The sequence below is a fragment of the Nonomuraea sp. NPDC003214 genome (genome assembly GCF_053590035.1).
Genome location: NZ_JBSFSX010000001.1, coordinates 104,905 through 129,763, shown reverse-complemented (window position 1 = coordinate 129,763; position 24,859 = coordinate 104,905). Strand labels below are relative to the sequence as shown.

The window sequence follows — 24,859 nt, the reverse complement described above, 5'->3', positions numbered from 1 at the left end:
GCGGTGAAGGCTGATACCGAGGCCCGGCCGGTGTCCCCCTCGCGGGGCCGCCGGCTGGGCGCGTTCGTTTTCCTCTCGCCGGGGCTGACCTACCTGATCGTGCTGCTGCTGGTGCCGCTCGCGATGGTGCTCAGCTACACGGTCTTCCAGCGTGGCCGCTTCGGCGGCGTCGTCTACGAGTTCACCACCGAGAACTTCTCCCGCCTGTTCGACCCGCTCTACCTGAGCGTGGTCGTCGAGTCGCTGAAGCTGGCCGGCCTGGCCACGCTGATCGCGTTGCTGGTCGGCTACCCGACCGCCTACCTGATCACGCGGCTGCCGGGCAGGTGGAAGACGGTGGCGCTGGTGATGATCGTCCTGCCGTTCTGGACGAACTTCATCATCCGCGTCTACGCCTGGATCATCCTGCTCAACGGCGAAGGCCTGATCAACAGCGGGCTGGAGGCCATCGGGCTGGGCCCGTACGAGCTGCTCTACAACCAGGGCGCCATCGTCACCGGGCTGGTCTACTCCTACCTGCCGCTGATGGTGCTGCCGCTGTACGCGACGATCGAGAAGCTCGACCCGCAGCTCCGGGAGGCGTCGGCCAACCTGGGCGCGTCCGGGTTCACCACGTTCCGCAAGGTGACGCTGCCGCTGACGCTCCCCGGCGTGATGACCGGCAGCCTGTTCGTGTTCGTGCCGAGCCTGGGCAACTTCGTGATCCCCGAGATGCTGGGCGGCGGCAAGTCGGCGATGGTGGGCAACCTGATCCGCAAGGAGTTCCTGTCGGCGCGCGACTGGCCGTTCGGCTCGACGCTCGCGCTGGCGCTCATCGCGGCGCTGCTGGTGCTGCTCGTCGTGCAGGCCTGGGTGGCGCGCCGTGCGTAGCTCCCGCCTGCTCCACGTCCCGTTCTGGCTCACGTACGTCTTCCTGTACGCGCCGATCGTCGTGCTCGTCGTCATGTCGTTCAACTCGGGCGAGTCCGCCTACACCTACGAGGGGTTCAGCCTCAAGTGGTACGGCGAGCTGGCCAAGGACGAACGGGTGCTGAAGGGCCTGGTCAACACGCTGATCGTGGCGACCGGCGCGACGCTCATCGCGACCGTGCTGGGCACTCTTCTGGCCGTCGGCCTGGCCCGCTACTCCAGGTCGAAGACGCTGGAGGCGCTCTCGCTGATGCCGGCGGTGCTGCCCGACCTGGTGATCGCGATCGGGCTGCTGCTGTTCTTCGGCATGATCCAGCTCACGCTCGGGCGCTACTCGGTGGTGCTCGCGCACGGCCTGTTCGCGATGGCGTTCGTCGCCGCCGTGGTCCGCACCCGGCTCAGCAGCACCGACACCTCGCTGGAGGAAGCCTCGCGCGACCTCGGCGCCGGGCCGGTCACCACGTTCATGAAGGTGACGCTGCCGCAGCTCGCCCCGGGCATCGTGGCGGGCGCGCTGCTGGCGTTCACGCTGTCGCTGGACGAGTTCGTCATCGCGTTCTTCACGATCGGCAACATGGAGCAGACGCTGCCGATCGTCATCTATTCAATGATCCGTTTCGGGGTGACCCCGGAGATCAATGCGCTGGCCGCGATCCTGCTCCTGGTGAGCTTCACCGCGGTGATCGCGGGGCAGCGCCTGACCAAGATCGGGGAGTCGCGTGCTCAAGATTGACGGGGTCACCCGCAGGTTCGGTGACGTCACCGCGCTCGACGGGGTGTCGCTGGAGATCGGGCAGGGCGAGTTCTTCGCCCTGCTCGGCCCGTCGGGCTGCGGCAAGACGACGCTGCTGCGCATCATCGCCGGCTTCGAGACGCCCGACAGCGGCACCGTGACGCTCGACGGCGAGGACCTGCTGGCCAAGCAGCCCAACCGGCGTCCGATCAGCCTCATGTTCCAGTCCTACGCGCTGTTCCCGCACATGACCGTGGCCAAGAACGTCGCGTACGGGCTGGAGCGGGAGAAGCTGCCCCGCGACGAGATCAAGAAGCGGGTCGGCGAGGTGCTGGAGACGGTGGGCCTGTCGGCGCACGCCGGGCGCAAGCCGCAGCAGCTCTCCGGCGGCCAGCGGCAGCGCGTGGCGCTGGCACGCTCCATCGTCAAGCGGCCCCGGCTGCTGCTGCTGGACGAGCCGCTGTCGGCCCTGGACAAGAAGGTCCGCGCCGACATGCAGCTGGAGCTCAAGCGGCTGCAGAACGAGGTCGGCATCACGTTCGTGGTCGTCACGCACGACCAGGAGGAGGCCATGTCGCTCGCCGACCGCATCGCGGTCTTCGAGAGCGGCAGCGTGCGCCAGGTGGACGCGCCCGTCGCCCTGTACGAGCGGCCGCGCACCAGGTTCGTGGCCGACTTCGTGGGGGCCAACAACCTGTTCGAGGGCACCGTGGGCGGTCCTGAGACGCTGGCGGCGGGGGAGTTCGGCGACCTGCCGGGCACGCCGCTGGGCGAGCTGGAGACCGGCGCCAAGGCGCTGCTCGGCGTCCGGCCGGAGAAGATCAGGCTGGAGGAGAGCGGCGGCCTCAGGGGCGCCGTGCTGGACGTCAGCTTCTACGGCGGCGTCTCGCACATCTCGGTCGACGTGCCGGGGCGGGTCAAGCCGGTGCTGGTCGCCGTGCAGGGCGCCGGCACGGTCCAGCCGGGCGAGGAGGTCTCGCTCAACTGGACGGCCGGCGACGCGGTGATCATCCCGGTGGATCAATGAAGCAGGTCGTTGCCCGTCACCGTGCGCGCGTAGGACAGGATCAGCTCGGCCGCCTCCTCGGGGCCGATGATCGGGTGCCGGGCCGTGATGCGGTAGCCGTAGGCGTCCTCCAGCGCCACCAGGTTGCGCGAGATCGACAGCGCGTCGGCCGTCAGCCTGAACACGCCCAGCGCCTGCCCGGTGTCCAGGATCGACTGGTACATCGACACCTGGCGGTCGTACAGCGACGTGAGCAGCACCCCGTAGACGCGGTTGCGCCCGGCGGCCCCGCCCAGCTCGTTGAGGAGCCGCACGTCCGGGTCCAGCGGCCCGGTGGGCAGCCCGGAGCGGATCGTCAGCACCAGCTTGGCGACCGGGTCGGTGAGCGCGGCGATCTGCCGCAGCCGCTGCTCGTAGAAGCGTTCCATGCCCGCGTGCTGCGCCTCGACGAGCAGTTCGCTCAGGTCGGGGTAGTGGTAGAGCACCGCCCCGGAGGTCAGCCCGGCCTCCTCGGCGACGTGCGAGAGCTGCACCCCGTCGATGCCGAAGCGGATGATGGCCCGCCGCGCCGCCTCGATCAGGTCGATGCGCCGGTCAGTACGGCTCTTGCGCTGGGCCATCTTCACCACCTTGCCCTCATGTTCGTCTGTCGTTCAGTAATCCGTGACAATAGTGCCCTGAAGTTGACCAATGCGCTAGATGCGTATTTGAATTCCTCTTCAAATGGCTAGATCCCCCCGGAGTGTGCCCATGTCTCTCACCATTCTGTTCATGCCGGAAAGCGCCTACGGTCCGACCAACAACAGCATCGGCATCGGCGACATTCTGCGCCGTCGCGGCCACCGTGTCGTCTTCGCCGCCGAGTCGTCGTGGAAGGGCAAGCTGGAGGCGCTGGGCTTCGAGGAGGACCTCGTCGACCTGGCCCCGCCGGCCGAGGAGGAGCAGGACGCGGGCCAGTTCTGGAAGGACTTCATCCGCGACACCGCCCCCGAGTACCGCAAGAGCACCCGCGAGCAGCTCGAGACCGTCACCAAGCCCATCTGGGAAGAGCTCATCGAGGGCGCCAAGTACTGCGAGCCGCAGCTCAAGCGCATCATCGAGCGGGTCCAGCCGGACGTCATCGTCGAGGACAACGTGATCACGTTCCCGGCGCTGCTCACGGCCGGCAAGAAGTTCGTCCGCATCGTCTCCTGCAACCCGCTGGAGATGCGCGGCGAGAACATCGCGCCGGTCTTCTCCGGCCTGCCCGCCGCCGACCGCTCCGAGTGGGACGACTTCCGCGCCGAGTACGACCGCACCCACCGCGAGCTGTGGACCGCGTTCAACGAGTGGTGCGTCGAGCAGGGCACCGAGCCGCTGCCCGACCTCGACTTCATCCACGAGGGTGACCTGAACCTGTACGTCTACCCGGAGATCCTCGACTACGTGGCCGACCGGCCGCTGGGCGACACCTGGCACCGCCTCGACTCGTCGGTCCGCGAGACCGAGGAGGAGTTCGAGCTGCCGTTCGCGCGCAACGAGGGCTCGCTGGTCTACTTCTCGCTCGGCTCGCTCGGCTCGGCCGACGTGGAGCTCATGCAGCGGGTCATCGACGTGCTCGCCACGACGCCGCACCAGTACATCGTCTCCAAGGGCTCGCTGCACGAGGAGATCAAGCTGGCCGACAACATGTGGGGCGCCGAGTTCGTCCCGCAGACGAAGGTCATCCCGCTGTGTGACCTGGTCATCACGCACGGCGGCAACAACACCACCACCGAGGCGATCCACTTCGGCAAGCCGATGATCCTGCTCCCGCTCTTCTGGGACCAGTACGACAACGCGCAGCGGGTGGCCGAGTTGGGCTATGGTGTCAGGCTTTCGACCTACACGTTCACGGACGAGGAGCTGAAGGGCGCGCTGGAGCGCCTGCTCGGTGACGACGACCTCCGCGCGAGGCTCGCCGCCGCCGGTGCGGAGGTCCGCGAGCGTGACGGTCTGCGCAAGGCCGCCGACCTCATCGAGCAGCTCGGCCAGAAGTAGGTACGGCCCCCCGTACCGAGCAGGGAAAGATATCCATGCGTGAATTGATCAACCCGGCCACCGGTCTCGTGTGCGCCGAGGTCCCCGACAGCTCCGTGGAGGCCGTGGCCGCCGCCGTCCGGCGGGCCAGGGACGCCTACGCCGAGTGGGCGCAGACGACGCCCGCCGAGCGCTCGCGGCTGCTGCTGCGGCTCGCGGATCTGGTGGAGGCCGACGCCGAGGAGCTGACGCGGCTGGAGGTCGAGGAGACGGGCAAGCCGGCGGCCGTGTTCAGGGATGGCGAGCTGCCGTTCGCGGCCGACAACCTGCGCTTCTTCGCCGGGGCCGCCCGCTCGCTCGACGGGACCGGCGCCGGGGTGTTCAGCGCCGGTTACACCTCGGTCCTGCTGCGCCGCCCCGTCGGGGTGGTCGGGTCGATCGCGCCGTGGAACTTCCCGTTCATCATGGCCGTGTGGAAGGTAGGCCCGGCCGTCGCGGCGGGCAACGCGGTGGTGATCAAGCCGGCCCCGCAGACGCCGCGCACGACGCTGCGGCTGGCCGAGCTGTTCGCCAAGGCGGGCGCGCCCGACGGGCTCGTCCAGGTCGTCACCGGCGGCGCGGACGTCGGCCAGGCCCTGGTGACCGACCCGGGCGTGGACATGGTGAGCGTGACCGGCTCGACCGAGACCGGCCGGGCCGTCATGACCGGCGCGGCCGGCACGCTCAAGCGAGTGCACCTGGAGCTCGGCGGCAAGGCGCCCGCGCTCGTCTTCGAGGACGCCGACCTGGCCGAGGCGGCGCGCGGCGTGTCGATGGGCGCCACCTACAACACCGGTCAGGACTGTACGGCGGCTACGCGCGTGTACGTCGCCCGCGAGGTCTACGGTGACGCCGTGGAGGCGTTTCGGGCAACTCTTGCCGAAATCTCGGTGGGCGACCCCTGGGACCCGGCCACCGACATCGGCCCGCTCATCTCCGCCGCGCACCGCGACCGGGTGCACGGCTTCGTCTCCCGCTCGGGCGGCCGGGTGCTGCACGGAGGCGCCCCGATCGAGGGTCCCGGCTTCTACTACCCGCCCACGCTTGTGACCGATGTCGCACAGGAGAGCGAGATCGTCCAGGGGGAGCTGTTCGGCCCGGTCCTCGTGGTGCTGCCGTTCGACGGCGAGGACGAGGCGGTCCGGCTGGCCAACGACACGCCCTACGGTCTCGCCTCGTCGGTTTGGTCGCGTGACGTGGCCCGCGCGATGCGGGTGTCGCACCGCCTGGACGTGGGCGTGACCTGGGTGAATGATCATCTCCCGATCGCCAGCGAGGCGCCTCACGGCGGCGTCAAGGGCAGCGGCTTCGGCAAGGACATGAGCCAGGAAGCGGTCCAGGAGTACGCGGTGACCCGTCACCTAATGATCAAGCACGCGGCCCCGGTCGAGCGGGACTCGTTCCGTCCGGCCTGAAAAACGTGGACGGCGATAAGTCCCCCAAACGGCACACCTGGGGGACTTTGATGGGATATGTTCGGTTGGCCGATCTGGTACGGGTTGTGTTCCAATTACCCAGCCCGGCAGAATCCCATGCGCCACACGCGTGTCTGATTTTCTTCGAGCACGTTACGGCGAGAGGTTGCGAGAGTCAGTGAGGACGGAAAACCCCAAGCACACGAGGCCGGGGGAGTACACAGGCGGACGGTTCCGGCTGGCCAACTGGCGCGTGCGCTCGCGGCTGGTCGCCCTGATCCTCATCCCCACGGTCGTCGGCGTGCTGCTCGCCGGCCTTCAGCTGGCCAGCGCCATCGGCACCAGCGCCGAGTACCGCCGCCTCACCCAGGTGGCCGAGCTCGTGCAGCGGGTCGGGGCGCTCTCCCACGAGCTGGGCAAGGAGCGCACGCTCACCGCGTGGTACCTGTCCGACGGCCGCCGCGCCGGCCGCCTGGCCCAGCTCCGCACTCAGCGTGGAACGGTCGATTCCGCGCTGAAGAAGGTCCTCGACGCCTCCGCCGCGATCGACGCCTCCCACTCCGCGCGTGTCCGCAGCCAGGTCGAGGAGATCCGCCGCTGGCTCAACGGCCTCGACGGTCTGCGCAAGTCCATGGTCGGCGAGAGCACCCCGCCGCGCGCCACGATCAGCACGCTGTCGACGCTCATCGAGGTCCTGGGCGCGCTCCAGGACGACCTGAGCGAGGGCGTCACCGACGACGCCCTCCAGGGTGACGTCGCCGCCCTGGCCGCCATCCAGCGCGTCAAGGAAGAGGTCTCCCGCCAGCAGGGCATCCTCATCGTGGCCCTGGAGCAGCGCAGCCTCGACAACGACGACCTCTCCGACTTCCTCGGCTCCTGGAACCGCCAGCAGGACGAGCTGGCCCGGTTCGAGCAGGAAGCCGGCGAGCAGGACCTGCGCGCGTACCGGCAGAACGTGCGCGGCCAGCAGATCGACCGCGCCGACGCCATGCGCCAGCGCGCCCTGGCCCAGCTGCGCGAGTACGACACCATCCGGGACCTGGACAACACCACCCGCCAGGACATCAACGTCTGGTACAACAGCACGCTGCTGACCACCAACGCCATGCGCAAGGTCGAGGACGGCCTGGCGACCCGCGTCGTGACCCAGACCCGTGAGCTCAGCGACAGCGAGCAGCGCAACGCCATCATCTCCGGCGCGACCATCCTGGTCCTGCTCCTCCTCGTCCTGGTGATCACCACCCGGGTGGCCGGTTCGCTCGTCCGCCCGCTGCGCCGGCTGCGCGCCGAGGCCCTCCAGGTCGCCACCACGCGGCTGCCGGAGACGGTCCGCGTGCTGCGCGAGTCCGGCGACAGCGCCGAGGTGCCCGACGTGCCGTCGGTCGGCGTCAACACCCGAGACGAGATCGGGGAAGTGGCCCGGGCCTTCGACGAGGTCCACCGCGAGGCGATCCGGCTGGCCGGCGACGAGGCCAAGCTGCGCGCCAACGTCAACGCCATGTTCGTCAACCTCTCGCGCCGCAGCCAGACGCTGGTCGAACGGCAGCTCCAGCTCATCGAGGGCCTGGAGCAGGGCGAGGAGGACGAGAACCGGCTCGCCAACCTGTTCCGCCTGGACCACCTGGCCACCCGCATGCGCCGCAACAGCGAGAACCTGCTGGTTCTGGCCGGCCAGGAGGCCGCGCGCAAGTGGAGCGAGCCGGTCCCGCTCGTCGACGTCGCCCGCGCCTCGCTGTCGGAGGTCGAGGGCTACGAGCGGGTCCAGATCCAGATCCCGTCCAGCACCCAGGTCGCCGGCCCGGCCGTCACCGACGCCGTCCACCTGCTGGCCGAGCTGATCGAGAACGCCATCTCGTTCTCCCCCCGCGAGAGCAAGGTCCAGGTCACCAGCAACCCCACCGAGGGCGGCGTGCTCGTGACGATCAACGACCTGGGCATCGGCATGAGCCCCGAGGAGCTGGCCGAGGCCAACTGGCGCCTGGCCAACCCGCCGGTCGTGGACGTCGCCGTCTCGCGCCGCATGGGCCTGTTCGTGGTCGGCCGCCTGGCCCTGCGCCACGGCATCCGCGTCCAGCTCAAGATGCGCGAGCGCAACGGCCTGACCGCCCTGGTGCTGCTGCCCGACATGCTGCTCGTCGGCTCCCAGCCCGCCGGCGGCCCGCAGCCGCGCTCCCAGTACGACGCGTTCACCAGCTTCGACCCCGGCATGTTCGAGTCGGGCCAGTTCGACGCCGGCCAGCCGGCCGCGGCGAGCAACGGCACCGGCGTCTACGCCGCGCCGGCCGGCTTCGAGACCACCGACGTGCGCGGCACGCGCGACGTGCCGGTGGACACCGAGTGGCCCGGATCGCTGCCCGCGCCGGGCGGCGGCGAGGCGTGGCCGTCGTTCGGCGAGCCGCCCGCGCAGGAGACCCGGCAGGACCAGCCCTGGCCGTCCTTCGCCGAGCAGCCCCCGCCGGCCCCGGCGCAGGCTCCGCAGGTGCCCGCGCAGCAGCAGGAGGAGCCGCGCTGGCCGTCGTTCGCCACCGAGCCGCCCCCGATGAAGGAGGAGCCGCGCTGGTCCTCGTTCGCCGAGGAGCCGCCGGCGGCGAAGGAGGAGCCGCGCTGGCCGTCCTTCGCCGAGGAGCCGCCGCCCCTCCAGCAGGACGAGCCGCGCTGGCCGTCGTTCGCGACCGAGCCGCCCGCGATGAAGCAGGACCCCCAGCAGGACGAGAGCCGCTGGACGTCCTTCGCCGACCCGCTCCCGCGCCGCGACCCCCTCGGCGACGAGCTGCCCCGCCGCGACTCGTTCGGCGAGGACCTGCCGCGCCGCGAGGAGCTGCCGCGCCGCGACGCCGCCTTCGGGGCCGAGCCCGGCAGGTCCGCGTTCGGGGACGACGACCGGCCCTGGCCGTCGTTCGCCGAGGGCCCCAAACCCGGCGACGCCGGCTACAACCCGTTCGGTCCCGGCGACTACTCCTCCCAGGACCTGACCGGCCCGCTTCCCGTGGTGCGCAGCTCGCCCATGGAGGAGCAGAGCGAGGAGTTCCTGCCGATCTTCTCCTCGGTGGGCTCCGACTGGTTCCGTCGGCCCGACCCCTCGGAGCCGGCCGCGCCCGCCGAGGCGGCCGAGCCGGAGTCCCAGGCGCCCGCGCCCCTGGCCGCCGAGCCCGCCGCGCCGTCGGCGCCGTCCGCGTCCGCTGGAAGGTCGGCGCTGCCGCAGCGCCGGCCGGGCCAGTCGGGCGCCGGCGCCTCATGGTCCTCTCCCGCTGACAGCGGCTGGCAGGCCGCCGAGGCGGCGGCCAAGCCCGCCCAGGCCGGCACCACCGCATCCGGCCTGCCGCGCCGCGTGCCCAAGGCCAACCTGGTGCCGGGCACGGCCAGCCTCGCGGAACCGCCGGTCACCTCACCGGCGCCGCAGATCTCTCCTGAGCGCCTGCGGAGCCGGCTGTCCAGCTTCCAGCAAGGTGTACGGCAAGGCCGCGCGTTCACTCGCGGAGAAGAGAATGAGGAGGAGAAATGAGAGAGCTGAGCCAGGGAGCGCGTGGCATCAACTGGCTGATCACTGATTTCGTCAACAACGTGCCCGGTGTCGCGCACACCGTGGTGGTGTCGTCCGACGGCCTTCCGCTGGCCTTCTCCGAGGGGTTCCCCAAGGACCGGGCCGACCAGCTCGCCGCGGTGGCCTCGGGCGTGATCAGCTTGACCCAGGGCGCGGCGCGCGTGTTCGAGGGCGGGATGGTGACCCAGACCGTCATCGAGATGCAGCGCGGGCTGTTGATGATCATGTCGATCAGCGACGGCTCGTGCCTGGCCGTGCTGGCCGCGCCCGACTGTGACATGGGCCTGGTGGCCTACCAGATGACGCTGCTGGTCGAGCGTGCCGGGCAGGTGCTCACGCCGGCCGTACGCGCAGAACTGCAGGCGGCCCGCCCCCGCTAGACGGGCGGTGACAGGAGATCATGGTGTCAGGTCAGGGTTGGGCTGGTGATAGCACTCCGCCGCATCCGTCGGCTCCCCGTCCGCCGAAATCAAGTTCCCTGGTACGGCCTTACGCCGTGACCGGGGGGCGTACGGCCCCGCGGATGAAGTTCGCCATGGAGGCGCTGGTGTCCTCCGTGACGTCCGAATACCAAGACATTTCCCTACTAAGTCCGGAATATCAGGCGATCATCCAACTGACGCGGAACGTTCGGTCGGTTGCTGAGATCTCCGCCCTTTTACGGCAGCCTCTCGGGGTGGTCCGGGTGCTGATCGCCGACATGGCGTCGGAAGGCCTGATCCGCGTGCACCAGCCTGCTCTGGACGCGGGCAAGCCGGACCTCAACCTGCTCGAAAGGGTGCTCAGTGGACTTCGCAGGCTCTAGCCCCGGCCTAACCTCGACGAAGATCGTCGTGGCCGGCGGCTTCGGCGTGGGCAAGACGACGTTCGTGAAGGCGGTGTCCGAGATCCTGCCGCTCACCACGGAGGCGGTGATGACGGACGCGTCGGCCGGAGTGGACGACGTCTCGCTCACGCCGAACAAGACGACGACGACCGTGGCCATGGACTTCGGCCGGGTGTCGCTGGACAGGGAGCTGATCCTCTACCTGTTCGGCACGCCAGGACAGCACCGGTTCTGGTTCATGTGGGACGACCTCGTGCGCGGCGCCATCGGGGCCGTCGTGCTGGTCGACACCCGCCGGCTGGCCGACAGCTTCCCGGCCATCGACTACTTCGAAGAGGCGAAGCTGCCGTTCATCATCGGGATCAACGGCTGGGACGGGCAGTTCGCGCACGCGGAGGAGGAGGTGCGTGAGGCGCTCTCGCTGGGCGGCCACACGCCCATCGTCCGCCTGGACGCCCGCTCCCGCGACTCGGTCAAGGCCACGCTGATCACGCTGGTCGAGCACGCGCTGGCCCGCCACATGCACGCCCCGGCCTGACCGTCGCAGTCCCGCCCGCCGTGCCGCCAGACCTCAGGTCCGGCGGCACGCGGCGTCAGCGGGCGCTTTCAGGTCGGTACGCCCTCTCAGTGGGTGAGGGAGTGGCCGCGGACCAGGCGGCCGACCTCGGCGCGCAGGTGCACGAAGTCGTGGTGCTCGCGCGTGGAGATCTGGTCGCGGGGCTCGGGCAGCTCGACCTTGAGGTCGCCCACCACGTGCGCGGGTGCCTTGGACAGCACCACCACGCGGTCGCCCACGTAGACGCTCTCGTCGATGTCGTGCGTGATGAGCACGATCGTCATCTGGTGGTGGCTGCGCACCTTCAGCACGAGGTCCTCAAGGTCCTCGCGGGTCTGCGCGTCGACCGACCCGAACGGCTCGTCCATCAGCATCAGCTTCGGCCGGTACGCCAGCGCGCGGGCGATCGCCACCCGCTGCTGCATGCCGCCCGAAAGCTGGAACGGGTATTTGCGTCCGGCCTCGGACAGGCCGACCGACTCCAGCGCCTCCTGCGCGGCCTCGCGGCGCGCCTTCTTGTCCATGCCCTTGCGCCGCAACGGCAGCGCCACATTGTCGGCCACCGACATCCACGGAAACAGCGAACGGCTGTAATCCTGGAAAACCACGGCCAGATTGTCGGGCGTCTGCTTCACCAGCACGCCGTCGACCTTGATCTGCCCGCCGGTGGGGGTGATGAGCCCGGCGATGGACCGCAGCAGCGTGGACTTCCCGCATCCGGACGGCCCGACGATGCACAGCAGCTCGCCCTCGGCCACGCTGAGGTTGAGCCCGTCGATGGCGTGGTGCTCGTTCGGTCCGCCGCCACCGTAGACGTGGGTGAGGTTGTCTATCTCGAGCAAGGGATTTCCTAGGGATGGGTCCAGAGATAACACGGCGACTCTATCGAAGGGGACATTCCTTGCACATGGTAAGGAAGAGGTGCTCTGCCCCATTTCTTCTGTTTATTGCTCTCATCTGTCTGTAGTGTGAAGGACCTGATGGACGGCTTCAGCGAGGCGGAGCTCGCTTACCTGCGCGAACACGACCTGGCGAGGCTGGCGACGGCCACGGCCGCCGGGGCGCCCCACGTCGTACCCGTCCGCATCCACCTCGGCGTCCAGCTCGGAGGCGACCGCGCGGGTGGCAACGGGTCCCCTGACGGCGAACGGCCCCTGGTGATCGGCGTCGGCTCGCTGCGGCTGCCCGGCGGCCCCCGCCACCGCCTTTACCGGCAGCACGTCGAGGAGAACGACCAGCTCGCGCTCGTCGTCGACGACTTCACCCCCGACGGGCCGCGCGGCGTCGCCGTCCACGGCATCGGCCGCGTCCACCCCGACGGCGGCGACCGGCTCGACAACCGCTTCGAGCCGGTCTGGCTCGCGATCGTGCCCACCTGGATCTCCTCCTGGGGGATCGACACGCCGCCCATGGACCCGCCCCACAGCCGCCACGTCAGGTCTCCAGCCGCCGCTCGTGATGGTGCCAGGCCAGCACCCGCCGCTCCACGAGCAGGAACAACTCGTTGAGCAGATAGCCGAGAACGCCGAGCAGCACGATGCCCGCCCACATCGCCGGCAGGTTGAACGAGGAGTAGGCCACGGTGAGCTGGAAGCCGATGCCGTTCGTGGTGCCCGGCAGCAGCTCCGCGAACACGGTCACGATCAGCGACAGCGACAGGGCCAGCCGCAGCCCGGCGAAGATCTTCGGCAGCGCCGACGGCAGCACGATCCGGAACACCCGTTCGGCCCGCGACAGCCGGAACGCCTGCCCGGTGTCCAGATGCAGCGGCTCCACCGAACGCGCCCCGTCGGCCGTGTTGAGCAGCACCGGCCACACGATGCTGAACATGATGAACGCGAGCTGCATCTTCAGCCCGAACCCGAACACCACCAGGAACACCGTCACCAACGCCGGCGGCGGGATCGCCCGCAGGAACTGCAGCACGCCGTCGAGATAGTCGTACACCCGCGCCGACAGGCCCAGCGCCAGCCCGAGCGCCACCCCGGCCGCCGCCCCGCCCGCCAGCCCACCGGCCATCCGGCCCAGGCTCGGCAGCACGTTCTCCACGGCCAGCTCGGTCAGGAACAACCGGTCGGGCGGGCCGGAGAACCACATGGCGTGCATCCGCGTCGCGATCGTCGACGGCGGCGGGAAGAACGCGCTCCCGGCCGCCCGCGTGGCCCACTCCCACACGGCCACCAGCACCACGAGCAGCAACCACCGGGAAGCCACCACCCGCCAAACCCGCCCCGCCATTCCCCGACGACCCCGCCGCCGCCCCTCAGACCGCCCCTGGCCGACCAGATCGCCCCCGGCTCGGTTGCCTCCGCCACCGGGCGGCCCGCCCGCGGGCCCGTCGCCCTCGCGCTGCCCGGCACCGGCCTGGGTGCGGCCATGCCGTCCGCCGGCGGGGTCGCCACCGGCTCCGTTGCGTCCGCCACCGGGCGGCCCGCCCGCGGGCCCGTCGCCCTCGCGCTGCCCGGTACCGGCCTGGGTGCGGCCATGCCGCCCGCCAGCCCGGCCTACGTCGGCTTGACCCCCGTCGGGCCGGCCGCGTCCGCCGTCGGGCGGCCCGCCCGGTGGCCCGTCGCCCTCGCGCTGCCCGGCCTGGGTGCGGCCATGCCGCCCGCCGGGGCGGCCCTCGCCGGTGGGGTCACCGGCGACGGGCGTCCCCCCGCCGTTGCCCCCGCCGCTTGCGGGCTCGGGGCCCTCGCCAGGGCGGGCAGGGGCATGCCGTCCGCCCGCGTTGGGGGACCGGCCCTCGTCGGGCGGGGCGATGTGGGGGCGGCCGGGGGGCTGGGTGGGGGCGGGGTCGGGGGTGGGGAGGGGTGGGGCGGCGTCGGGGGTGCGGGTGGGGTGGGCGGCGTCGGGGAAGCGGCCGCGGGCCGGGGGCGGTGGGGCGGTCATGAGAGGCCTCCGTTCCGGGCGTGGTGCCAGCGGAAGAGCCGGCGCTCGGCGGCCACCAGGAGGGCGTTGACCACGACGCCGAACAGCCCGACCCAGACGACCCCGGCCAGGATGTCGTCCATGCGCGCCGGTACGGCGATGCCCGCGAAGTAGATGAACACGCCGACGCCCTCTCCCCGCCCGGCGACGATCTCGGTGCTCACGGTCAGGATGAGCGCGACGCCGGTGGCCAGTCTGAAGCCCGTCATGATGAACGGCGCCGCCGAGGGCAGCGAGACCCGCCACAGCACCGCCAGCGGGCCGAATCCGTACGACCTGAGGGTCTCCTTGGCGACGGGGTCGACGCCGCGCAGGCCGTACATCGTGTTGTAGAGGATGGGCCACAGCGCCGCGTAGATCACCAGGGTGACGCGGAGCTGCAGGCCGGTGCCGATGACGAGGGCCACCAGCGGGATGAGGGCCACCGACGGGATGGGCCGCATGAACTCGACGACGGCCCGGGTGGCGGAGTCGATCACCGGGACGCTGCCGAGCAGCAGGCCGAGCGGGACGGCGACGAGGGCGGCGATGCCGAGGCCGATGGCCCAGGCGAGCATGCTGGTGGCGGCGTGGGCGCGGAAGGCGGGGTCGAGGAGCAGCCCGCCGGCCCGCTGGAGGATCTCCGAGGCGGGCGGCAGGAAGGCGGCGGAGACGAGCTCGGCCCGGCCGAGCGCTTCGAACAGGGCGGCGAAGACGAGTGCCCCGGCCGCCCGGCGCGTCCACCGTGCGGTGGCCGTGTTCGGGCGGTCGCGGACGAGGGCGGGCGCGCTCACCCTGACGTGGTGGGGGACATCAGCGAGGCGACGTCGATCTCCTTGGTGAGCCACTTGGCTTCGTGCATCCAGTCGGCGACCCGCTGCAGCCGCACCGGGTTGTCGGAGCTGGAGAACAAGGGGAACGTCACGGTCGCGGCTGTGGCCTTGTCGATCTGGGTGAAGTTGGGCAGCACGTCGGCCACCACCTCACGGTTGTTCTCCATGAGCTTGGCGGCGTTGTGGAGGGCGCGCTGGAACGCCGCGGCTGTCTTGGGATATTTGTCGTACCATTCCTGAGTACTGACATAGCCGGAAATGGGGAATTCGGCCGCGGGTCCTGAGGCCGGATCCAGGATCTTTCTGGCGCCCATTGACGAGGTCGCGGCGGTGACCATCGGCTCGCCGAGATAGGCCGCGTCGAGCTGGCCCTTCTGCCAGGCGGGCATGATGTTCTGGAACGTCACCTGAACGTACTTGATCTTCGCCGGATCGATGTTGTTGGCCTTCAGGACCTGCGTGAGCGCGAGCTCCTGGAAATTGTGCAGAACGTTCACGTTGATCGTCTTGCCTTCGAGGTCCTTCGGCGACCTGATCGGCGAATCAGGCAAAGCCATGATGCTCAGGGAGTCCGGGGCCGCGCGGGAGCCTTCGGCCAGGATGCGCAGCTTCAGCGCGCCTTGGTCGTGGGCCTGGAACATCGACACGTAATTGCCGAACATGGCGTCGATCTCACCGTTGAGCAACATCGGAATGGCCTCGGGCGACGCCTGGACGATTTGCGGCGTGACCTTGAGTCCTTCCTTCTCGAAGAGCTTCTGGTCAATGGCCACGTACATGGCCGCGGTGTCGATGGCCGGCAGGCCCGCGACCTTGAGCTCCGTCTTCTCCAGGCCGCCCGCGTCGGCGGCGGTGGAGGACTTCGGAGCGGCGGACTCCGGCTCGGCGGTGCAGGCGGCGATTCCCAGCGCCAGGGCAAACCCGATGACGGCGACTCTGCTGGAACGGGCAAGCCTCATGTCGGGGACTCCTTTCACGAGGGGGGTGTGGAGCCTGGAGGGGTAGGGGGGTGCTGTTACTCACGGGACGTGTGCCGTACGCACAACAAGCACTGACGGTAGCACCACATGGGGCGTCATCATCGCAAAAATAACATCTGTGGTTGCAAGGTCAGTTTGGCGCTATATCGTGGTCAATGACCCCATGAATTTCCAGTCTAGGTGCTTTTGCCTGATTTGGTGTGGTTCGTGAGAGCCGTGCCGTGAGTGAAGGGAGGGGCGGCAGGCGGGGCTGTCTGTGGCGATGGCGAGCGATCTTTTGTTGGGACAAATACCCAATGAATGAGTCAATGCTGAATTCATAGTGTTTGGTGGTGGTAGTCGCCGTATGCTCAAAAGGCCCTCATCTCGATTTCACATAGTGCCCCCCACGGTCATCGAGATCCCCCTCAGGGGCGAGAGGTTGCGAAAGCAGTGAGTACGCAGAGCGCTGGTGCTTCCGTTGACCACGAGCCGCACGGCCATCAGAAGCGCAAGGTGCCCCGGCCGGCCAGATTCGGCCTGGGCAACTGGCATGTCCGATCACGCCTCGTCGCGCTGATCGTGGTCCCGACGGCGGTGGCGGTCGCGCTGGGTGGCCTGAACGTGGTCACCTCGCTCAGCGACGCCAACACCTACCAGACACTCAGAGAGGTCGCCGAGTTCAGCGAGAGCCTCGGCGCCGTCAGCCACGACCTCGCCTCCGAGAGGGACGAGACCGCGCTCTACATCGCCCAGGGGCGACCTCCGGCCAAGGAGCCACAGCTCAGAGGCACCTACGCCGGAGTCGACGACCTCATCGGGGAGGCCAAGCGGAGCGCCCAGGCGATCAACGACTCGCACGGTGACGCCGTACGACCTGTCCTGCGCCGCCTGGAGGAGATCTCCGCGCTGCGCGAGACGGCGGTCAAGGGCAAGATCCAGCCCCTGCCGATGATCGAGAAGTACACCCAGATCATCGCCGCGCTCGTGCAGTTCCACGACCAGGTCGGCCAGGTGGCGGTGGACGAGCAGGTCGCGCACAGCGCCGGCGCGATGGCCGCGATCGCCCGGGCCAAGGCCCAGTCGTCCAAGCAGCGCGGCATCCTGGCCGGAGCCCTGGACAACAAGGCGTTCGACGCGGGCGAACTCGACTCGCTCACCGCCGCCAAGGCGCGCGAGGAGAGCGAGGTGACCCTGTTCGGCACGCTGGCCACTCAGGATCAGCTGGAGCTCTACCGCAACACCGTCGTCGGCCGCGACATCGACCAGACCGACCTGTTCACGCTGCGGGCGATGGCCCAGTCGGCGGAGAACAAGCCGCTCAGCATCGGCAGCCGCGACGTGGCCACCTGGTTCGACGTGAGCACCGGCAAGATCGACGCGTTGCGGAACGTGGAGAAGAGCATGTCCGCCTCCGTCATCCTGCGCGCCCGCGCGCTGGAGGACGCGGCCAACAGGTCGGCGCTCATCTCCGGCGTGCTCATCCTGATCCTGCTGGCCGTGGTGATCGCGATCATCTCGCTCATCGCCCGCTCGCTGATCAGGCCGCTGCGCAAGCTACGGGGCGAGGCGCTGGAGGTGGCGGGCAAGCGGCTGCCCGAGACCGTGCGGACGCTGCGCGAGAGCGGCGACGGCGCGGTCCCGGCGGTGGCGCCGATCGGCGTCACCACGCACGACGAGATCGGCGAGGTGGCGCGGGCGTTCGACGAGGTGCACCGCGAGGCGGTCCGCCTGGCGGGGGAGGAGTCCCGCCTGCGCTCGAACGTCAACGCGATGTTCGTGAATCTTTCACGGCGTTCGCAGACGCTGGTCGAGCGTCAGATCACCCTGATCGACGGGCTGGAGCAGGGCGAGCAGGACGAGCAGCGGCTGGGCAACCTGTTCAAGCTCGACCACCTGGCCACCCGCATGCGCCGCAACAGCGAGAACCTGCTGGTCCTCGCCGGCCAGGACCCGCCGCGCCGCTGGAGCCAGCCGGTCAAGCTGGTGGACGTCGCCCGCGCCTCCCTGTCGGAGGTCGAGAACTACGAGCGGGTCCTGCTCCAGGTCCCCGACGGCATCTCGATCGCCGGCCAGGCCGTCAACGACATCATCCACCTGCTGGCCGAGCTGGTGGAGAACGCCCTGTCGTTCTCGCCCAGGGAGACGCGCGTCTCGCTGTCCGGGAGCAGGATCGACGGCGGCGGCGTCATGCTGTCCATCACCGACTCCGGCATCGGCATGACGCCGGAGGAGCTGGCCCAGGCCAACGACCGGCTGACCGACGCGCCCAGCATGGACGTGTCGGTGTCGCGGCGGATGGGCCTGTTCGTGGTCGCCAGGCTGGCCCACCGGCACGGCATCCGCGTCCAGCTCAGGCCGCACGGCGCGGGCGGGCTCACCGCGATGGTGCTGGTGCCCGAGTCGCTGCTCGCCCAGTCGCCCGCGCTGGCCGGCGCGTCCAGCGGCCCGCAGGAGGAGCCCTACACCGGGCCGCAGCCGGCGCCCATGCCCTACCAGCTCGGCCCCGGCCACCCGTCCTACCCTTCCTATCCGTCCAACCCCGAGGGCCCCGGCTGGCCCGCCCCGCCCTGGCCGCCCGAGCAGCGCGGCCTCACCGGCAGCGGCTGGCCCGCCGACCCGCGCGGCAACAGCGGCAACAACGGCGGCTTCGACTCCGCCGACGTGTGGATGCCCCCGCGCCCGCCCGGCGCCGGCAGCTCCGGCGGCTGGAACGGCTCGTCGGGCTCGCCACCGCTGCCCCGGCGGCCGACGCCCGGCCCGCAGCTCGGCGACTGGACGCAGGCCGAGCGCCCCGACCCGCCGCTGCCGCCGGAACGGCCCAGGTACGACCTCCCCGAGCCGGAGAGCCCGGCCGGCAAGCCCGCCTCCGCCGGTGACGAGTACCTGCCGATCTACGCGGCGGTCGAGTCGGCCTGGTTCGAGCGGGGCGGCAGCGCGAGCTGGAGCTCGTCCAAGGCGGACGAGGGCTGGTCGGCCGCCAAGGCCGTGGTCGAGCCCGTGCGCGACGGCGCGACGGCCGCCGGGCTGCCGAAACGGGTGCCCAAGGCCAACCTGGTGCCCGGCTCGGCCGAGACCGCGACGGCCCCGTCGGGCATCTCGCCGGTGCCGTCCGTGTCGCCGGACCGGGTGCGCTCCCGGCTGTCCAGTTTCCAGCAGGGCTTCCGCGCCGCCCGCGACGACATCAACGGCGGCCGCGCGAACGCCGGACCCGGATTCGGCCCGCCGCCCCGCTCCGCGGACGGCGGGGAAGGCCGCGAGGAGGAATCATGAACGAGCTGAGCCATGCCGCCCGTGGCGTGGACTGGTTGATCACCGATTTCGTGAGCACCGTCCCCGGTGTCGCGCACGCGGTGGTGGTGTCGTCCGACGGGCTGCCGCTGGCGGCCTCGTCGGGGTTCCCGGCGGACCGGGCCGACCAGCTCGCCGCGATCGCCTCCGGGCTCGTGTCGCTCACCGCGGGGGCGGCGCGGGTGTTCGAGGGCGGCGCGGTCAACCAGACGATCGTGGAGATGCAGCGCGGGCTCATGCTGATCATGTCCATCTCGGACGGGTCCTGCCTGGCCGTGCTGGCCGCTCCCGACTGCGACATGGGACTGGTGGCGTACCAGATGACGTTGATGGTCGAGCGCGCCGGACAGGTGCTCACGCCGGCGGTGCGCGCGGAGCTGCGCGCGTCCCAGACCAGGTGATGTGGTGACGGATCCACGATGGAACAGCGGCGGCTGGGAGCCGGAGTCCCAGCCGCGGCTGCAGGCCGACCCGGCCTCGCCGGTGCGGCCGTACGCGGTGACGGGGGGCCGCACGGCCCCCCGGGTCAAGCTGGCGATGGAGGCGCTGGTGTCGTCGGCGACGGCCGAGCACCGGGAGTTCTCGCACATCACGCCGGAATACCAGGCGATCTCCCAGCTCTGCCGGCAGGTGCGCTCGGTGGCCGAGGTCTCCGCCCTGCTGCGGATCCCGCTGGGAGTGGTTCGCGTGCTGATCGCGGATATGGCGGCGGAGGGCCTGGTGCGCGTGCACCAGCCCGCGCTGGACGCCGGTCAGCCGGATGTCGACTTGCTGGAGAGGGTGCTCAGTGGACTACGCAGGCTCTAGTTCGGGCGTGGGTCTGACTTCGACGAAGATCGTGGTGGCCGGTGGGTTCGGCGTGGGGAAGACGACGTTCGTGGGGGCCGTTTCGGAGATCATGCCGTTGACCACCGAGGCCGTGATGACCGACGCCTCGGCGGGCATCGACGACCTCGGCATGACGCCGCTGAAGTCCACCACCACCGTGGCGATGGACTTCGGCCGGGTGTCGCTCGACCGTGACCTCATCCTCTACCTGTTCGGCACGCCGGGGCAGCACCGGTTCTGGTTCATGTGGGACGACCTGGTGCGCGGTGCCATCGGCGCGGTCGTGCTGGTCGACACCCGGCGGCTGGCCGACAGCTTCCCGGCCATCGACTACTTCGAGGAGGCCCAGCTCCCCTTCATCGTCGGCGTCAACGGCTGGGACGGGCAGTACCCGCACAGCGACAGCGAGGTCCGCGACGCGCTCACGCTGGCCCCGCACATCCCGCTGATCCGGCTGGACGCCCGCTCCAAGGACTCGGTCAAGGGCGCGCTCATCCACCTGGTCGAGCACGCACTCAACATCAGGACCGCGGTGCCGGGCTGGAGCGGCTGAAGCCGTTGACGCGCCGCCGCCGGCATGATCACAATGGCGGCGGATCGCCTCCAGTCCGAGGGAGCACGCAGCATGGCCGCAGTCCGGGGCACGGCCCTGTCGTGATCAGGAACCCGCTCACCGGGCGGCCGGACCGGCCGCTCGCGCCCGTCCCGCCGGACCGGCTCGCCGCCACGGCGGCCGAGCTGCGCGCGCTCGCCCCCGCGTGGCGGGCCGCCGGGCGCGGCCCCGTCCTGACCCGGTTCGGGCAGGCGATCGCCGCCGCCGACGACCTGCTCGCGGCGCTGGTGGCCGACACCGGGCGGGTCGCCGAGTCGGTGCTGGAGCGGCAGATCGTGGCCGGTCTCGTCGACCGATGGGTACGGGCCGCGCCCGCGCTGCTGGAACCCCCGGCCGAGTTCCCCGCCTCGCTGCCCGGCGTCTTCGTCGGTGGCGACGCGGTCCCGTACGACCTGGTGGGGGTGATCAGCCCGTGGAACTTCCCGCTGCTGCTCGGCCTCATCGACGCGGTGCCGGCGCTGGCCGCCGGATGCCCGGTGCTGGTCAAGCCGAGCGAGGTGACGCCGCGCTTCATCGAGCCGCTGATGCGGCTGGTGCCTGACGAGCTGCCGCTGCGCGTCGTCGAGGGCGACGGCGAGACGGGCGCCGCGCTGGTCGGGCTGGCCGACGCCGTCGTGTTCACCGGCAGCGTGCCGACCGGGCGGCTGGTGGCCGAGGCCGCCGCCCGCGCGTTCGTGCCCGCCTTCCTGGAGCTGGGCGGCAAGGACCCGGCGATCGTGCTGGCCGGTGCCGACCTGGACCGGGCGGCCTCGGCCGTGCTGTGGGGCGGCACGGCCAACGCCGGGCAGTCCTGCCTGTCGATCGAGCGGATCTACGTCGAGCGGCCGGTGCACGACGAGTTCCTGGACCTGCTGGCCGGCAAGGCCGCCAAGGTGGGGCTGACCTGCGAGGGCGGGCCGATCGGGCCGATCATCGGGCCCGGTCAGGAGGACGTGATCGCCGCTCACCTGGCCGACGCGGTGGCCAAGGGCGCCGTCGTGCACACCGGCGGCACGGCCGAGCGCCACGGCGGCGGCCACTGGTTCCGGCCCGCCGTGCTGTCGCGCGTCGACCACTCGATGCTCGTCATGACCGAAGAGACGTTCGGGCCGGTGCTGCCCGTCATGGCGGCCGACGACGCCGACCACGCGGTGGCGCTGGCCAACGACTCGGTCTACGGCCTGTCGGCGGCCGTCTTCGCCGGCTCGGAGGAGCGCGCGCTGGCCGTCGCCGCCCGGATCAGGGCGGGCGCGATCAGCGTCAACGACGCCGCCCTGACCGCGCTCGTGCACGAGGGCGAGAAGCACTCCTTCCGCCTCTCCGGCCTCGGCGGCTCACGCATGGGCGCCGCCTCCATCGGCCGCTTCCTGCGCCGCCGGGCCTTCCTGGTCAACCGATCCCACGCCGCCGACCCCTGGTGGCACCCGAGCGAGGAGTGAGAGATGGGACTGCGCGCCGAGATGCCGCTGCTGGCACGGCACGAGGGCGAGTGGGACGGCACGTACGTGCACGTCGACGCCGACGGCACGGTCGTCGACCGGCACCGCGCCCAGCTCACCTGCGCCATCGTCGACGACGCCGTCTACCACCAGACCAACCGCTACACCTGGGACGACGGGCGCGCCGAGGTGCACGAGTTCCCCGGGACCTACCTGGGCGGCGGCCGGTGCGGCTTCGACACCGACCGGCTCAAGGGCGAGTTCTGGGAGCTCGACGAGAGCAGCATCTACCTGTCGTGGCAGTTCAAGGCCGAGGGGGAGGACCTGAGGCTGTTCGAGCTGATCGTGCTCAGCGACGACGGCGACACCCGCAGCCGCGTCTGGCAGTGGATCAAGGGCGGCGAGGTCGTCCGGCGCACGCTGATCAACGAGCGCAGGGTCGGATGACGGCGCTGCGCGCGCTGGCGCTCCAGCTGGAGACGCGGGCGGTCAACGACGCCGCCGACCCGCGCGCCGCGATCGGCGCGGCCGTCACCCGGATCGACCGGCAGGTCGGCGCGTCCAAGGCGTGGATCGGGCCGGACCTGCGGCTGGTGGTGCTGCCCGAATACGCGCTGACCGGCTTCCCTCTGCGGGAGAGCCTCGGCGAGTGGCGGGACAAGGCGGCGCTCGCCCCCGGCGGCCCCGAGTATGCGGCGCTGGCCGGCGTCGCCCGGCGGCACGGCGTGTTCCTCTGCGTCAACGCCTACGAGAGCGACGAGCACTTCCCCGAGCTGTACTTCCAGGCGTCGGTGATCTTCTCCCCCGAGGGCGAGCCGGTGCTGCGCTACCGGCGGCTGCACTCGATGTTCACCCCGAGCCCGTACGACGTCTGGGAGCGCTACCTGGAGGTGTACGGGATCGACGGGGTGCTGCCGGTCGCCGAGACGGAGATCGGCGTGCTCGCGGTGGTCGCCTCCGAGGAGATCCTCTACCCCGAGCTGGCCCGCTCGCTGGCGCTGCGCGGCGCGGAGATCATCTGCAACCCGACCTCCGAGGCGTCGTCACCGGAGCTCACCCTCAAGGCGATCGCCCGCCGCGCCCGCGCCGTGGAGAACCTGGCCTACGTGGTCTCCGCCAACAGCGGCGGCCTGAGCGGGATCGCCATCCCCGGCGACTCCACCAACGGCGGCTCGGAGATCGTCGACCCGGAGGGCCGGGTGCTGGCCAGGGCCGGGGCGGGGGAGTCGCTGGTCGCCGCCGCCGAGCTGGACCTGGCCGCGCTGCGCCGGCTGCGCCGCAGGCCCGGCATGGGCAACCTGCCCAGCCGGGTCAAGTCGCGGCTGTGGGCCGAGGAGTACGGCCGCCACGACGTCGAGCGGCCCGGGGCGCTGACCGGCGCCCCGGACCGCGCCTGGTTCGCCGCCCGCCAGCGCGAGGTGATCGAGCGGCTGTACGGCTGACCGCTCAGGCGCGGGCGCCGTGGTGCCAGCGCAGCACCAGCCGCTCGACGGCCAGGAACCCCGCGTTCAGCAGCACGCCCAGCAGGCCGAGCAGCACGATCCCGGCCCACATCGCGGGGATGTCGAACTGGCTCTGCGCCTCCAGCAGGCGGTGGCCGATGCCCTCGGTGCTGCCGTACAGCTCCGAGATCACCATCATGATCAGCGCCAGTGACACGCTGAGCCGCAGCCCGGCGAAGATCTTCGGCGCGGCGGCGGGCAGGATGATCCGCAGCAGCCGGGCGCCCGCGCCCATCCGGAACACCAGGCCGGTCTCGACGTACTGGCGGTCCACGTACCGGCTGCCGTCCATCGAGTTGATCAGCACCGGCCACACCACGCCGTACACGATCGAGGCCACCTGCATCGGCGTGCCGATCTCGAACAGCAGCAGGAACACCGGCAGCAGCGCCGACGGCGGCACCGAGCGGCCGAAGTGCAGCAGCGGCTCGACCAGCGCCGACAGCGTGCGCGAGCGGCCCAGCGCGACGCCGAGCACGACGCCCGCGAGCGCCGCCAGCGCCCACCCGCCGAACAGCCGCGCCAGGCTCGGCAGCAGGTCGGCCACCGCCTCGTCCGTCAGGAACAGCCGCCCGGCCGGCCCGGAGAACCACAGCTCCCGCAGCCGGGGCACGATCACGCTCGGCGGCGGGAAGTAGACGGCCTGCGCCGCGCGGGCGGCGACCTCCCAGGTCAGCGCCGCCACCGGCAGCATCCAGTACCAGCCCAGCCGGGCGATCATGACGTCTCTCCCGTCCTGGCGTGGTGCCAGCGGAACAGCCGCCGCTCCCCGGCCGTGAACAGCAGGTTGGCGGCCAGGCCGAGCACGCCCGCCCACACCGTCGCCGCCAGCACCCGGTCGGTGCGGGCGGCGCTGCCCGCCTGCACCAGGTAGGCGCCGATGCCGCCGTCGCCGCCCGCGATCAGCTCCACGCTCACCGCCACGATCAGCGTCACCCCCACCGCGATGCGCACCCCGGTCGCGATGAACGGCGCCGCGCTCGGCAGCGACACCCGCACCGCCACCGCCACCGGCCCGAACCCGAAGGCCCGCAGCGTGTCCTTGCCCAGCGGGTCCACGTCCGCCAGGCCGTACAGCGTGTTGACGAGCAGCGGCCACGCGCACGTGTAGACGATCAGCGACGTCTTGGCGTCGCCGCTGTCGGGGAACAGGAACATCGCCAGCGGGATCAGCGACACCGACGGGATCGGCCGCAGGAACTCCACCAGCGGGCGCACCGAGCGCTCCACCACCGGCACCGTGCCCAGCAGCAGCCCCGCGGGCACCGCCACCGCCACCGCGATCAGCAGCCCGGCCGCGCACGCCGACAGCGTGATCAGCACGTGCCGCAGGAACTCGCCGTCCGCGGCCAGCTCCGCCGCCGTCACCAGCACCACCGAGACGTACGGGAGCGCGTCGCGGTCGATCAGGCCGATCCGGCCCGCTACCTCAAGCAGGACGAGGAAGCCCAGGACACCGGCGGCGCCCAGGACCCCCCGCCTCAT

24 protein-coding genes are annotated in these 24,859 nt (G+C 71.0%); 17 read left to right on the top strand and 7 right to left on the bottom strand.

Annotated features, from left to right (window positions below; all coding sequences use genetic code 11):
* Window positions 1-3 precede the first annotated feature (3 nt).
* From ACWDXC_RS00605 to ACWDXC_RS00595, 3 genes are read left to right on the top strand one after another with little or no spacing between them, the layout of a single operon-like run.
* Window positions 4-870 (top strand): ABC transporter permease, encoded by an 867-nt coding sequence (locus ACWDXC_RS00605; RefSeq protein ID WP_357590483.1) that lies wholly within the window; start codon window positions 4-6, stop codon window positions 868-870.
* Window positions 863-1,642, top strand: a complete 780-nt coding sequence (locus ACWDXC_RS00600; RefSeq protein WP_449976539.1) for an ABC transporter permease — start codon at window positions 863-865, stop codon at window positions 1,640-1,642. The genes ACWDXC_RS00605 and ACWDXC_RS00600 overlap by 8 nt, the downstream gene beginning before the upstream one ends.
* Window positions 1,629-2,669, top strand: coding sequence for an ABC transporter ATP-binding protein (locus ACWDXC_RS00595; protein ID WP_219518114.1), 1,041 nt, complete (start codon window positions 1,629-1,631; stop codon window positions 2,667-2,669). The genes ACWDXC_RS00600 and ACWDXC_RS00595 overlap by 14 nt, the downstream gene beginning before the upstream one ends.
* On the opposite strand, the gene ACWDXC_RS00590 is transcribed toward ACWDXC_RS00595, so the two are convergent.
* Window positions 2,663-3,268 carry a TetR/AcrR family transcriptional regulator gene (locus tag ACWDXC_RS00590; RefSeq protein ID WP_219518116.1) on the bottom strand — a complete coding sequence of 202 codons (606 nt, stop codon included), beginning with the start codon at window positions 3,266-3,268 and terminating at the stop codon, window positions 2,663-2,665. The genes ACWDXC_RS00595 and ACWDXC_RS00590 overlap by 7 nt on opposite strands.
* Before the next feature lie 130 nt (window positions 3,269-3,398).
* Here ACWDXC_RS00590 and ACWDXC_RS00585 point away from each other — a divergent pair, with 130 nt between their 5' ends.
* The 6 genes from ACWDXC_RS00585 to ACWDXC_RS00560 all read left to right on the top strand — a co-directional run bounded on the left by ACWDXC_RS00585 (window position 3,399) and on the right by ACWDXC_RS00560 (window position 11,005).
* Window positions 3,399-4,667 carry a glycosyltransferase gene (locus tag ACWDXC_RS00585; protein ID WP_364180386.1) on the top strand — a complete coding sequence of 423 codons (1,269 nt, stop codon included), beginning with the start codon at window positions 3,399-3,401 and terminating at the stop codon, window positions 4,665-4,667.
* A 29-nt stretch (window positions 4,668-4,696) separates the two neighbouring features.
* Window positions 4,697-6,100, top strand: a complete 1,404-nt coding sequence (locus ACWDXC_RS00580; RefSeq protein WP_364180502.1) for an aminobutyraldehyde dehydrogenase — start codon at window positions 4,697-4,699, stop codon at window positions 6,098-6,100.
* 178 nt (window positions 6,101-6,278) lie between these two features.
* Window positions 6,279-9,602 carry a nitrate- and nitrite sensing domain-containing protein gene (locus ACWDXC_RS00575; protein WP_449976534.1) on the top strand — a complete coding sequence of 1,108 codons (3,324 nt, stop codon included), beginning with the start codon at window positions 6,279-6,281 and terminating at the stop codon, window positions 9,600-9,602.
* Window positions 9,599-10,021, top strand: a complete 423-nt coding sequence (locus tag ACWDXC_RS00570) for a roadblock/LC7 domain-containing protein (protein ID WP_049565005.1) — start codon at window positions 9,599-9,601, stop codon at window positions 10,019-10,021. The genes ACWDXC_RS00575 and ACWDXC_RS00570 overlap by 4 nt, the downstream gene beginning before the upstream one ends.
* 20 nt (window positions 10,022-10,041) lie before the next feature.
* Entirely contained in the window at window positions 10,042-10,446 is a 405-nt protein-coding gene (locus tag ACWDXC_RS00565) for a DUF742 domain-containing protein (protein WP_231618831.1), read from the top strand.
* Between the two features lie 28 nt (window positions 10,447-10,474).
* Window positions 10,475-11,005, top strand: a complete 531-nt coding sequence (locus ACWDXC_RS00560; RefSeq protein ID WP_449976530.1) for a GTP-binding protein — start codon at window positions 10,475-10,477, stop codon at window positions 11,003-11,005.
* An 86-nt stretch (window positions 11,006-11,091) separates the two neighbouring features.
* Here ACWDXC_RS00560 and ACWDXC_RS00555 read toward each other — a convergent pair whose 3' ends face one another.
* Window positions 11,092-11,865: an ABC transporter ATP-binding protein gene (locus ACWDXC_RS00555; RefSeq protein ID WP_219518122.1), complete on the bottom strand. Its 774-nt coding sequence runs from the start codon at window positions 11,863-11,865 to the stop codon at window positions 11,092-11,094.
* Window positions 11,866-12,003: 138 nt separating this feature from the next.
* On the opposite strand from ACWDXC_RS00555, the gene ACWDXC_RS00550 reads away from it, so the two are divergent.
* Window positions 12,004-12,531 carry a PNPOx family protein gene (locus ACWDXC_RS00550; RefSeq protein ID WP_219518123.1) on the top strand — a complete coding sequence of 176 codons (528 nt, stop codon included), beginning with the start codon at window positions 12,004-12,006 and terminating at the stop codon, window positions 12,529-12,531.
* Here the strand turns inward: ACWDXC_RS00550 and ACWDXC_RS00545 are convergent.
* From ACWDXC_RS00545 to ACWDXC_RS00535, 3 genes are read right to left on the bottom strand one after another with little or no spacing between them, the layout of a single operon-like run.
* Complete coding sequence (locus tag ACWDXC_RS00545) at window positions 12,458-13,912, bottom strand: ABC transporter permease (RefSeq protein ID WP_449976526.1); 1,455 nt, start codon at window positions 13,910-13,912, stop codon at window positions 12,458-12,460. The two genes, ACWDXC_RS00550 and ACWDXC_RS00545, sit on opposite strands and share 74 nt — an antisense overlap.
* Window positions 13,909-14,724: an ABC transporter permease gene (locus ACWDXC_RS00540; RefSeq protein ID WP_449976523.1), complete on the bottom strand. Its 816-nt coding sequence runs from the start codon at window positions 14,722-14,724 to the stop codon at window positions 13,909-13,911. Before ACWDXC_RS00540 ends, ACWDXC_RS00545 begins: the two co-directional genes overlap by 4 nt.
* On the bottom strand, window positions 14,721-15,722 hold the full coding sequence (locus ACWDXC_RS00535; RefSeq protein WP_219512136.1) for an ABC transporter substrate-binding protein: 1,002 nt from the start codon (window positions 15,720-15,722) through the stop codon (window positions 14,721-14,723). Before ACWDXC_RS00535 ends, ACWDXC_RS00540 begins: the two co-directional genes overlap by 4 nt.
* Window positions 15,723-16,175: 453 nt before the next feature.
* Here ACWDXC_RS00535 and ACWDXC_RS00530 point away from each other — a divergent pair, with 453 nt between their 5' ends.
* From ACWDXC_RS00530 to ACWDXC_RS00500, 7 genes are all read left to right on the top strand, one after another.
* Window positions 16,176-18,995 carry a nitrate- and nitrite sensing domain-containing protein gene (locus ACWDXC_RS00530; protein ID WP_449976520.1) on the top strand — a complete coding sequence of 940 codons (2,820 nt, stop codon included), beginning with the start codon at window positions 16,176-16,178 and terminating at the stop codon, window positions 18,993-18,995.
* Window positions 18,992-19,414: a roadblock/LC7 domain-containing protein gene (locus ACWDXC_RS00525; protein WP_219512126.1), complete on the top strand. Its 423-nt coding sequence runs from the start codon at window positions 18,992-18,994 to the stop codon at window positions 19,412-19,414. Before ACWDXC_RS00530 ends, ACWDXC_RS00525 begins: the two co-directional genes overlap by 4 nt.
* 58 nt (window positions 19,415-19,472) lie before the next feature.
* On the top strand, window positions 19,473-19,820 hold the full coding sequence (locus ACWDXC_RS00520; protein WP_049565051.1) for a DUF742 domain-containing protein: 348 nt from the start codon (window positions 19,473-19,475) through the stop codon (window positions 19,818-19,820).
* Between the two features lie 13 nt (window positions 19,821-19,833).
* Entirely contained in the window at window positions 19,834-20,394 is a 561-nt protein-coding gene (locus tag ACWDXC_RS00515; RefSeq protein ID WP_219512166.1) for a GTP-binding protein, read from the top strand.
* A gap of 101 nt (window positions 20,395-20,495) precedes the next feature.
* Window positions 20,496-21,872, top strand: coding sequence for an aldehyde dehydrogenase family protein (locus tag ACWDXC_RS00510; RefSeq protein WP_449976517.1), 1,377 nt, complete (start codon window positions 20,496-20,498; stop codon window positions 21,870-21,872).
* A gap of 3 nt (window positions 21,873-21,875) precedes the next feature.
* Window positions 21,876-22,319 (top strand): DUF3598 family protein, encoded by a 444-nt coding sequence (locus ACWDXC_RS00505; RefSeq protein WP_449976514.1) that lies wholly within the window; start codon window positions 21,876-21,878, stop codon window positions 22,317-22,319.
* A complete protein-coding gene (locus tag ACWDXC_RS00500; RefSeq protein WP_449976513.1) occupies window positions 22,316-23,314 on the top strand; it encodes a nitrilase-related carbon-nitrogen hydrolase in 999 nt (332 codons plus the stop codon). Before ACWDXC_RS00505 ends, ACWDXC_RS00500 begins: the two co-directional genes overlap by 4 nt.
* A gap of 4 nt (window positions 23,315-23,318) precedes the next feature.
* Here ACWDXC_RS00500 and ACWDXC_RS00495 read toward each other — a convergent pair whose 3' ends face one another.
* Both ACWDXC_RS00495 and ACWDXC_RS00490 read right to left on the bottom strand, forming a co-directional pair.
* Complete coding sequence (locus tag ACWDXC_RS00495) at window positions 23,319-24,095, bottom strand: ABC transporter permease (RefSeq protein WP_449976510.1); 777 nt, start codon at window positions 24,093-24,095, stop codon at window positions 23,319-23,321.
* Window positions 24,092-24,859 (bottom strand): ABC transporter permease, encoded by a 768-nt coding sequence (locus tag ACWDXC_RS00490; protein ID WP_449976507.1) that lies wholly within the window; start codon window positions 24,857-24,859, stop codon window positions 24,092-24,094. The genes ACWDXC_RS00495 and ACWDXC_RS00490 overlap by 4 nt, the downstream gene beginning before the upstream one ends.